Raw genomic sequence first — 9686 nt, 5'->3', positions numbered from 1 at the left:
GACTCCGGCACCACACCCGCGACGCCAACCGTCCACTGATCACCCTCGGCATCATGTGATCAACCAGGACACATCACCTGAACGACGCGGCCCTGAGTCCCGTGGAGCCCGATCAGGATCAGCGATCGGGGTTGTTCCGCCCGACGCTTCAGCAGCGGATCCCGCGGTGCATCCAGTACGAGAAGGTCGGGGAGCTGTTCGCCTTGCCCATGAGCATGCCAGATTGACCCACCTGTATCCGGATTTTGGGTAGGGTACGGAGGCGCTTCGCAGGTCGGAGCCATACCGCGCCGCTGCAGGCGGCACCGAGCGCTGCAACCACACCCACGGGGTGCCCGCCGCGCCGGGCCACTGCAGGTGCACCAGCAGCGGCCCATGGGCCGCGATCCTAGGGGTGGGGAATGTCCAGTCACCGGCTGTCCAGAAAAGGCCGCTATCTCGCATGGTCGATCACAGGCGTCGTCGTCGCCGCCGGGGCCGGAATCGCGGCACAGACTTCCATGGCAACGACCGCCTTGCCGGCGCAGAAGACGTACACGGGCCGAGCGTTCGACGCCTGCACAGCGCCTTCTCTCGCAGCGATGAAGGCATGGAATACCGGCTTCTACGGCGCCGCTGCCGTCTACATCGGTGGCAAGAACCGCGGCTGCGCCCAGCCCAACCTCACCGCGTCCTGGGTGAAATCGGTCAACTCCCTCGGCTGGAAGCTCATCCCGCTCTACGTCGGTGCCCAACCCCCCTGCCAGACGAGCAACAACCCGGAGAAGCTCACCACCTCCACAGCAGCGTCTCTGGGGGTGAGCAACGCCAACGACGCGGTTGCCAAGGCATCGGCGCTCGGAATGAAGGTCGGCAGCGCCGTCTACCTCGACATGGAGCCCTACGACATCACGAACAAAGCGTGCAACGACGCCGTGTTGACGTACGTGCGCTCCTTCACCAAAACCCTCCGGGCCAAGACCTACCGGGCCGGTTACTACGGCTTCAGCAGTTCCAGCGCCAAGGCCATCGCCACGGCAACGGACAAAACAAATCTGCCGGGCAACCTCTGGTACGCGCTGTGGGACAAGAAGAACACCACCACGATCGACTGGCCCTGGGACCCGAAGCTGTTCACTGACCACAGCCGCGGCCACCAGTACATGGTCAACAGCAAGGAAACCCGCGGCAGCTACACGATCACCATCGACCGCAACGCCTGGGACGCCCCCGTCGCCATCGTCGGATGACAAGACGCACTGTCCCTCCGGCGGACTTGCCGGCACGAGACTGGTCGGGCCCGACGGCAGTCAGGCCCAGCCAGTCGTTGGCTTTCGTAGAGGATGGCAGCGCCCCGTAGAGCAGCGCGCCAACACCGGCGAAGACTGTTCCCTGACGCTTTGCTCGGACAGAGATCAGGACTGAGGCGCTCCATCCTCAGGTACCGGGTGCGCGCGGCCATCACGCGAGTGACTGCAGCCCGGATGCCGCCCCCTCGCTTGATGACTCGCCAGACCCTGCGGATCTTTGTGACGGCGAAGTACGAGCTGCCGAGGAGCCAGAGGACGGCGCCCACGCAGACGGTGATCCGCCAGGCCCTGCCCCAGGAGAACAGCCGGCGCGGGCCTGGGGCTGACGCTCGCGCAGCGCCTGGCCCGCGCCGTCGGCGGCGAGGTGTCCTACGACCCCGGGCACACACCCGGGGCCCGATTCACGCTCACCCTGCCCGCCGGGTGAGCGGCCGCTCCGCCTCGGTGAGCGGTCCGGCGTTCTTCTTCTCCTGCGTGTGGGCGTAGGCCATCAGACCGACCAGGACAGCCAGCAGGACGCCGGAGGAACCGGCGGTGCCGAGGTCCAGGCCGCCCTTGGCGACCGGCTTGGTGAGGAAGTCGCCGGCGGTGGCGCCGAGCGGGCGGGTGAGGACGAAGGCGATCCAGAACAGCAGCACGTTCGGCACCACCGGCACCTTCATCAGCGCGACGAGGACGGCGAGTGCCGCGGAGACCAGGAGGGCGCCACCCAGGTAGCCCAGGCCGGAACTGTCGGACAGGAAGTCGCCCATCGACGTGCCGAGGGTGTTGGAGACCAGGATCGCCGACCAGAACAGGGCCTCCCCGCGGAAGGTGACGATGTCGCGGATCTGGAAGGTCATTCCGGACACCTTCCACACCGCGAAGATGACCAGCAGGACCGAGATCAGGATCGCCGCGCCGGTCGGGTAGCCCAGACCGAGTCCCTGCGGGCCCCAGCCGAGCGACGTGGCGCCGTTCGACAGGAACTTGGCGCTGGCGTCGCGGTTCATGAAGTCGGACATCGTGGTGCCGGCCATGGACGTCGACAGGATCACGGTCCAGTAGAAGAACGGGTTGTACCTGCGCGAGCGCAGTTGGACGACCAGCGTCACCACGAACATCAGGAACAGGATGATCGTGGTGAGGAAGTAGCCGATCCTAAGCGTCTGCGCGAACAGGTCGCCCGCTGTCTCACCCAGCGTCGTCGCGGCGATCTTCATGACCCAGAAGACGAGGGTGACCTCCGGAAGCTTCTTCATCACCGACGTGGTCCTGCTCGCCGCCGACCGATGGGTGCTCGCTACGTCGAGGTCGGTGAGGACTTCGGGTTTCTCCAAGGCCGGACGCTCCTGTTCAGTGGGGGGTACGACGACAGGACGCCCGTCCCCTTGGGGGCAGGCGCCCTGTGACATCGACCGGCGCGGGCGACGGCCGTGGTCCGTGACCTTGTCAGCCATCGCCTGAACACATCCTGAACGCCTTCCTGGCTGGTCAGGCGACCTGGTGTGCCGTTCCGTCCGGCTCGGCGACCTCCTTGCGCGTCATGGACAGGAACACGACCAGGCCGAGGATGACGGCCAGGAAGAGGGCGCTGGTGACCACGGTGCCGAGGCCGTGTCCGCCGTCACCGGTCGGCTGAGAGATGGACCGGCAAGGGCGACGGCGACCAGCCGACCATGGTGGGACTCGTCCTGGCCTCCACGCTCCTCAGCCCGCTCACCACCCCGCTGCTGCTGGTGACGCTGGCATCACTGCTCAGCGGCGGTTACGCGCACACGCTCATCGCCACCGGCCACTCCGCCGGTGCGGGATTCGCCCTCACCACCGTGGTCCTGCCCTGCGCGGCCGGCCTCGCCTGCACTCTCGCCCTGCGGCGGCTTCAGGGATTGCCTGTTCCACCAGCGTCTCGGGCAGATGTTCCCCTAGGTCCGCGGTGTGGGTGCGCAGGCCCCTACGCCGCTGCTCGATGTCGACACACAGTTGGTCAAGTGGGTCGCGGCCTTGCTGTGTGGCTCTGGCCATCACGGTGTCGCACTCCGCTAACGCGCCGTCAACGGGTTCGGTCCACTAACGGTCTGCCGCACGCGCTTGGGCAGTGGGTACGTGGCAAGGGCACGGTGCATGCGCGCCATGACGATGCCGGTGTGTTCGGCGAGAGGGACCGTCATCGCGGACGGAGCGGGACCGGGGGCGTGGCGGTTGTCGGCCTGCTCGGGCGGTGGCCCGCTGCGTACGCGCAGTTGAGGGGTCGTTCGCTGCGTGTCATTCCGTGTGCGGGAGGAGCAGGGTGAATGTCGTCGGTGCTGTGTGGGTCAGGCTGAGCCGGGCTCCGGCGGTGGTGGCCAGGTCTTTGGCGAGGTCGAGTCCGATTCCCTCGCCGGGCCCGGTAGTTGTGCCCCGCTCGAAGAGAGTCTTCGGGTGGAGGGTGAGGGTGCCTTCGTCGGTGATGTCGAGGGCGAGGGCGGCTCCCATGTCGCGAAGGGTGAGCGTGACGGTTCCGCGGCCGTGTCGGTGGGCGTTGTCGAGGAGGATGTCGAGGATCTGCTCGGTGGTGCGGCCGGGGACGGGCAAGGCTGTGGCGGCCGGGTCGAGTGTGAGTCGGATGCGGCGGCCGTCCTGGGCGAGGGGGCCGTGCCATCGGCGTTCGGCGCGTTCCAGGAGTTCACCGGCAGGCTGGAGCGCGGCACCTGCGGCGGGTTCGGCCTGGGCGAGTCGGAGGACCTCGTCGATGGTGTCGTTGAGGTGCCGTGCGTGCTCCAGTGCCTCTTCGACGGCGGCGTGCAGGTTGGTGGAGGGAGTGGCCAGTGCCTGTTCCAGGCCGAGTTGGAGGCCGGTGAGGGGTGTGCGGAGCTGGTGGGAGGCGTTGGCGGTGAAGTTCTTCTCGTGCTGCAGCAGCTGTGCCAGGCGCTGGACCATCGCGTTGTGGGTGTCGGCCACCTGGTCGATTTCGTTGATGCCGCTGGTGGCGGCCCGGGCGCTGAGGTCACCGTCGGCGATGGCCTGGGAGGTGCGGGAGAGGGATTCCAGCGGGGCGGTGAGGGCGCGGGCCTGGCGTCGGGCGACGAGGATGGCGGCGGCGAGTGCCATCAGGGCCGCGGCCAACAGGGCGGCCCAGGCCGTTAGGATCCGGTCCCAGACGCTGCTGGTGCTGATGGCGGTGCGGACCACGCCGATGACGTGTTCGCCCTGGGAGACGGGGACGGCGGCGACGAGTTCGCTTCCGGAGCTCTGCTGCACCACGGTGCCGGCAAGCGCGCGGCGGGTGGCCGGGTCGGCCGTGCTCGGGCCGGTTCCGGCACGCAGGCGCAGTGCCGTGTCGTAGACGCCGAGTTGTCCCTCGGACTGCCCCGGGGGCAGTTCGACGGGGTCGCCGGTGGTGAAGTCCGGGCTCACGCGGATGACGGCGGCCATGGCGTCACGCTCCAGTTCGCCGCGTTCGTCGGCGAAGAGCGATGCCCGGATGACCACGGCGAGCGGCACGGCCAGCAGGACAAGGGCCACCGAGGCGGCCACCACGGCCACGCGGACCACACGCTGTCTCATGCGCCCATCATGAGGGCGTACGGCCTCCTGGAGCGGTCCGGCAGATCTCGGATGTGCGGTTTTGCCGTCGTCTAACCGTGCTCGGGCCGGGCGTTAACCGGCCGCTGCCTAGCGTCGCGGGTATGGCCGTCCGCCTCACTCGTGAAGGGCACCACGATCATGCGACGCACACTCGTTCTTTCCCTTGCCGCCCTCGCCCTGACCGGCGGGGTAGTGGCGGGATGCGGCAGCGGCAGCAGTTCCGCACCGCCCAGCGGCAGCACGACCAGCGGCAAGAAGCCGGCGCCGGCGGAATCCAATCCTGCCGGGGACATCCCCGACAATCAGGCGTATGTCGTGTACCGACCCGCCGGGGGCGGGTACACCGTCAAGGTGCCCGAGGGCTGGGCCCGCACCGCCACCGGCAGTACGGCCACTTTCACGGACAAGCTGAACCGGATCGAGATCGCCTCCGGCAACGCCAAGGCCGCCCCCACGGCCCAGTCGGTGAAGTCCGACGTGGTGCCGGTTCTGCAACGGCAGGTGCCCACGTTCCAGATGGGGAAGGTCACAGCCGTTTCCCGCCCGGCTGGTCAGGCTGTTCTGCTCACGTATCGGGGTGACGGCGCACCGGATGCGGTGACCGGCAAGGTCGTGCACGACGCCTTCGAGCGGTACTCGTTCTTCCGTGGCGGCCGTCAGGTCGACCTGACGCTGTCCGGGCCGGTGGGCGCCGACAACGTGGACCCGTGGCGCATCGTCACGGACTCCTTCCGGTGGCAGTGATGAACGCCTCCGGCGCGCTCACCCAGCAGTCCACGGACACTGACGCGCTGACGGCGCGGGATCTGTACCGGTTCTACCGGGCGGGCGAGGAGGAAACCCTGGCGCTGCGCGGAGTCGCCCTTGAGGTGCGGCGCGGGGAGAGCGTCGCGGTCATCGGACCGTCCGGGTCGGGCAAGTCCACCCTGCTGGCCTGTCTGGCCGGGCTGGACGAACCCGACGGCGGCACCGTCCACGTCGGCGGGGAGCGGATCAGTCACCGGCCGGAGGCCGAGCGGGCCCGGGTGCGCGCCCGCCGGATCGGTGTCCTGCTGCAGAGCGGGAACCTCCTCGCCCACCTCGACATCGGCGCCAACATCCGCCTCGCGCGCACCGCAGCCCCCCGCGCAAGCACGCAGTCCGTCGCGGAGCTGCTGGAGCAGGTCGGACTCGGGCACCGGGCCCGCGCCCTGCCCCAGGAGCTGGCCGGCGGGGAACTCGCGCGCGCGGGGCTGGCCGTCGCGCTGGCCAACGACCCGGACATCCTCCTCGCGGATGAGCCGACCGGGGAACTGGACGGCGTCACCGAGCAGCGCATCCTCTCCCTGCTGCGCGCCCGCGCGCAGGCAGGCGGCGGGGTGCTGCTGGTCACCCACAGCCCCGAAGCCGTCAAGATCGCCGACCGGGTCATCACCTTGCGTGACGGAAGGATCGAGTCATGACCGCTCCTATAGAGGTGCTCGTCTGCTGTCAGGACGTCGCCCGCACCTACGGCCAAGGGCCTGCCGCGGTCGTCGCGGTGCACGGCGCGACCTGCCAGGTCCGGGCCGGGGACCGGATCGCGATCACCGGACCCTCTGGCTCCGGCAAGTCCACCCTGCTGCACTTGATGGCCGCCCTCGAAAGGCCCACCACCGGTGAGGTGACCTGGCCCAGTCTGACCGATGGGCCGGTGGCGGGGCAGGTGGGGGTCGTCTTCCAGGGACCCAGCCTGATCCCGGCGCTGGATGTGGCGGAGAACGCCGCACTGCCCCTGGTCCTGGCCGGTATCCCGGAGGAGCGGGCCCGCCGACGGGCCCTGGACTCCCTGGCCCTGGTCGCGGCCGACGACCTGGCCGGCAAGCTGCCCGAGGAACTGTCCGGGGGCCAGGCCCAGCGTGTGGCCATCGCCCGCGTGCTGGCCCTGCGACCGCGCCTGGTCCTGGCGGACGAACCCACCGGGCAGCTGGACCGCGCCACCGGCCAGCACATCGTCGACGTGCTCCTGGCGACCGCCGACGAGATCGGCGCCGCCTTGGTGGTCACCACCCACGACCCCACCGTCGCCCAGCGCCTCCGCGAACGGTGGGCGATGCACGAGGGCCGCCTGCACCCCGCGCTCGAGCCGCACCACCAATCCGCGGCAGCGGCACCCCAGGGAGACCCGTCATGATCATCACCTGGATCGGCGGACTCCTCCGCCGCCGCACCGGACGGCTGATCGCCACCGCCTTCGGCATCGCCCTCGCGGTCGCCCTCGTAGCATCCCTGGGCTCGTTCCTGACCGCGTCGAAGTCCACCATGACCCACCGCGCGGTCAGCTCGGTCGCCGTGGCCTGGCAGGCTGAAGTCCAGCCAGGTGCTGACCCCGGCGCGGTCCTGAAGACCGCCCGGGGCGCTGACGGCGTACAGAGCGCCCAGAGTGTCGGGTTCGCCCGCAGTACAGGCTTCCAGGCCACCAGCGCAGGCAGCACACAGACCACCGGCCCAGGTGTCGTCCTCGGCCTGTCCGACACCTACCGGGCAACGTTCCCCCGCGAGATCCGACAGCTCACCGGAGCCACATCCGGCGCCCTGATCGCTCAGCAGAGCGCCGCGAACCTGCACGTCGCCCCCGGCGACACGGTCACCGTCAACCTCCCCGGCGCGAAGCCGTCGAAGGTGAAGGTGGCCGGGGTGGTCGACCTGCCACAGGCCGACTCGCTCTTCCAGAAGGTCGGCGCGCCGCCCCAGTCCCAGCCCGCAGCCCCGCCCGACAACGTCCTGCTGCTCCCCTCACGTACGTTCAACACCCTGACCGCGCCGGTCAGGGCCGTCGACCCGGCCGCCGTCACCACTCAGATCCACATCGCCCGCAACGCACCCCTGCCCGCCGACCCTGCCGCCGCCTACACCTCCGTGACCGCCGCCGCCCGCAACCTGGAGGCCCGCACCTCCGGCGGCGCGGTCGTCGGCGACAACCTCGGCGCCGCCCTCGACGCGGCCCGCCAGGACTCCCTGTACGCCCAGATCCTGTTCCTGTTCCTGGGCGTGCCCGGCGCGGTCCTCGCCGCGCTGCTGACCGCAGCCGTGGCCGGCGCAGGCGCCGACCGGCGCCGCCGTGAGCAGGCCCTGCTGCGCACCCGCGGGCTGCGGCCCCGCCAGGTCGCCACCACAGCCGGCGCGGAGGCGGGCGTGGTCGGTACGGCCGGCGGCCTGCTCGGAGTGGGCATCGCCGCCCTCGCCGGGCGAGCCGCGTTCGGCACCGCATCGTTCGGCGCGAGTACCGCCTCGGCGGCGGGCTGGTTCGCCCTCGCCCTCATCCTGGGGCTGGCCGTGGCCGCGGCAGCGGTCCTGGTGCCCGCACTGTGCGACCTGCGCACCGGCACCGTCGCCGCTGCCCGCAAGGTCATCGGCCGCGCCCGCTCCCCGTGGCGGATGCGCTTCGGCGTGGACTTCATCCTGCTGGCCGCCTCCGTCCTGGTCTTCCGGGCCTCCAGCGGCAACCAGTACGCCCTGGTCCTGGCCCCGGAGGGCGTGGCGAGCATCTCGGTGTCGTACTGGGCCTTCCTCGGGCCGACGCTGCTCTGGCTCGGCGCAGCTCTGCTGCTGTGGCGCATCGCGACCCTGATCCTGGCCCACGGACGCAGGCCCCTGGCGCGCCTTTCCCGGCCGCTGACCGGGGCACTCGCCGGCACCACGGCGGCGAGCATGTCCCGCCGGCGCCGCCCGCTGGCCCGCGCCATCGTGCTCCTCGCACTCGCCCTCTCCTTCGGCGCCTCCACCGCCACGTTCAACGCCACCTACAAGCAGCAGGCCGCGGTCGACGCGCAGCTCACCAACGGCTCCGACGTCACCGTCACCCAGTCACCCGGCGTCAGCGTCGGCCCCGGCGCCGGCTCCGCCCTGAAGGTGGCCGGCGTACGGCACGTCGAGCCCGTCCAGCACCGCTTCGCCTACGTAGGCGCCGACCTGCAGGACCTGTACGGGGTCCAGCCCTCCACCATCACCTCCGCCACCTCCCTGCAGGACGCCTACTTCGCGGGCGGCACCGCCAAGAGCCTCATGAACAAGCTCGCAGCCCGACCCGACTCGGTCCTGGTGAGCGAGGAGACCGTCAAGGACTTCCAACTCCAGCCCGGCGACACCCTGAACCTGCGCCTGCAGGACAGCCGCACCAAGGCCCTGCGCACCGTGCCCTTCCACTACGCGGGCATCGTCAAGGAGTTCCCCACCGCGCCCAAGGACAGCTTCTTCGTCGCCAATGCCGGCTACATCGCCAAGACCACCGCCAGCAACGCGGTGGGCGCTTTCCTCATCGACACCGGCGGCACCCACCAAAAGAGCGTCGCCGCCCACCTGCGCCGGCAAGTGGGCACCTCCGCGACCGTCACCGACGTCACCCAGGCCCGCTCCGCGGTCGGCTCCAGCCTCACCTCGGTCGACCTGGCCGGACTCACCCGCATCGAGCTGGGCTTCGCGGTCCTGCTGGCCGCCGCCTCCGGCGGCATCGTCCTGGCCCTGGGCCTGGCCGAACGCCGGCGTACCTTCGCCATCGCCACTGTCCTGGGGGCCACCCGGCGTCAGCTGCGCGGACTGGTCCTCAGCGAGGCGGCGGTCATGACAGCCGGCGGCCTGGCCGGCGGCGCGCTCATCGGCTGGTCCCTGTCCCAGATGCTCGTCAAGGTCCTCACCGGCGTCTTCGACCCACCCCCGTCCGCGATCGCCGTCCCCTGGACGTACCTCGCCCTCACGCTCGGTGCCGCTGTCGCAGCGATCGCCGCGGCGGCCGTGAATGCCGCCCGCGGCTCCTCTCGCCCAGCCGTCGAGGAGCTGCGCGAACTGTGAGGACCACCCCAGCAGCCGGGGCGGGCACCGCTGTTCCCTCTACGG

Annotated in this window: 7 protein-coding genes and 2 pseudogenes; 7 read left to right on the top strand and 2 right to left on the bottom strand. The window is 70.4% G+C overall.

Annotated elements, in window-relative coordinates:
- Positions 1-401 precede the first annotated feature (401 nt).
- Together ACFVYF_RS37010 and ACFVYF_RS37005 are read left to right on the top strand one after the other, a co-directional pair.
- Positions 402-1229: a glycoside hydrolase domain-containing protein gene (locus tag ACFVYF_RS37010; protein ID WP_389462441.1), complete on the top strand. Its 828-nt coding sequence runs from the start codon at positions 402-404 to the stop codon at positions 1227-1229.
- Between the two features lie 367 nt (positions 1230-1596).
- Positions 1597-1716 (top strand): annotated as a pseudogene (locus ACFVYF_RS37005) (ATP-binding protein); the annotation flags it as partial.
- Here ACFVYF_RS37005 and ACFVYF_RS37000 read toward each other — a convergent pair.
- Complete coding sequence (locus ACFVYF_RS37000) at positions 1697-2608, bottom strand: hypothetical protein (RefSeq protein WP_389462440.1); 912 nt, start codon at positions 2606-2608, stop codon at positions 1697-1699. The pseudogene ACFVYF_RS37005 and the gene ACFVYF_RS37000 sit on opposite strands and share 20 nt — an antisense overlap.
- 306 nt (positions 2609-2914) lie before the next feature.
- Here ACFVYF_RS37000 and ACFVYF_RS36995 point away from each other — a divergent pair.
- Positions 2915-3142 (top strand): annotated as a pseudogene (locus ACFVYF_RS36995) (sodium-dependent transporter); the annotation flags it as partial.
- A 391-nt stretch (positions 3143-3533) separates the two neighbouring features.
- Here ACFVYF_RS36995 and ACFVYF_RS36990 read toward each other — a convergent pair.
- On the bottom strand, positions 3534-4814 hold the full coding sequence (locus ACFVYF_RS36990; protein WP_389462439.1) for a sensor histidine kinase: 1281 nt from the start codon (positions 4812-4814) through the stop codon (positions 3534-3536).
- 159 nt (positions 4815-4973) lie between these two features.
- Here ACFVYF_RS36990 and ACFVYF_RS36985 point away from each other — a divergent pair, with 159 nt between their 5' ends.
- The 4 genes from ACFVYF_RS36985 to ACFVYF_RS36970 are packed head-to-tail and all read left to right on the top strand — an operon-like array spanning position 4974 to position 9641.
- Complete coding sequence (locus tag ACFVYF_RS36985; protein ID WP_389462438.1) at positions 4974-5579, top strand: hypothetical protein; 606 nt, start codon at positions 4974-4976, stop codon at positions 5577-5579.
- Positions 5579-6277 (top strand): ABC transporter ATP-binding protein, encoded by a 699-nt coding sequence (locus ACFVYF_RS36980; protein WP_389462437.1) that lies wholly within the window; start codon positions 5579-5581, stop codon positions 6275-6277. Before ACFVYF_RS36985 ends, ACFVYF_RS36980 begins: the two co-directional genes overlap by 1 nt.
- Positions 6274-6987, top strand: a complete 714-nt coding sequence (locus ACFVYF_RS36975; RefSeq protein ID WP_389462436.1) for an ABC transporter ATP-binding protein — start codon at positions 6274-6276, stop codon at positions 6985-6987. The genes ACFVYF_RS36980 and ACFVYF_RS36975 overlap by 4 nt, the downstream gene beginning before the upstream one ends.
- The gene (locus tag ACFVYF_RS36970; RefSeq protein ID WP_389462435.1) at positions 6984-9641 is read left to right on the top strand and encodes an FtsX-like permease family protein; all 2658 of its coding nucleotides are present in this window, start codon (positions 6984-6986) and stop codon (positions 9639-9641) included. The genes ACFVYF_RS36975 and ACFVYF_RS36970 overlap by 4 nt, the downstream gene beginning before the upstream one ends.
- The last annotated feature ends 45 nt before the right edge of the window (positions 9642-9686 follow it).

The organism is Streptomyces sp. NPDC058274 (assembly GCF_042881375.1).
Lineage (GTDB): Bacteria > Actinomycetota > Actinomycetes > Streptomycetales > Streptomycetaceae > Streptomyces.
Note: the sequence above shows the minus strand (reverse complement) of the source record. Positions and strands in the feature narration are given on the sequence as shown.

What these genes read in the sequence shown, in the direction of transcription:
- ACFVYF_RS37010 (WP_389462441.1), top strand. Translation starts at nt 402, where the DNA reads ATGTCCAGTCACCGGCTGTCCAGAAAAGGCCGCTATCTCGCATGGTCG.
- ACFVYF_RS36990 (WP_389462439.1), bottom strand. Translation starts at nt 4,814, where the DNA reads ATGAGACAGCGTGTGGTCCGCGTGGCCGTGGTGGCCGCCTCGGTGGCC.
- ACFVYF_RS36985 (WP_389462438.1), top strand. Translation starts at nt 4,974, where the DNA reads ATGCGACGCACACTCGTTCTTTCCCTTGCCGCCCTCGCCCTGACCGGC.
- ACFVYF_RS36980 (WP_389462437.1), top strand. Translation starts at nt 5,579, where the DNA reads ATGAACGCCTCCGGCGCGCTCACCCAGCAGTCCACGGACACTGACGCG.
- ACFVYF_RS36975 (WP_389462436.1), top strand. Translation starts at nt 6,274, where the DNA reads ATGACCGCTCCTATAGAGGTGCTCGTCTGCTGTCAGGACGTCGCCCGC.
- ACFVYF_RS36970 (WP_389462435.1), top strand. Translation starts at nt 6,984, where the DNA reads ATGATCATCACCTGGATCGGCGGACTCCTCCGCCGCCGCACCGGACGG.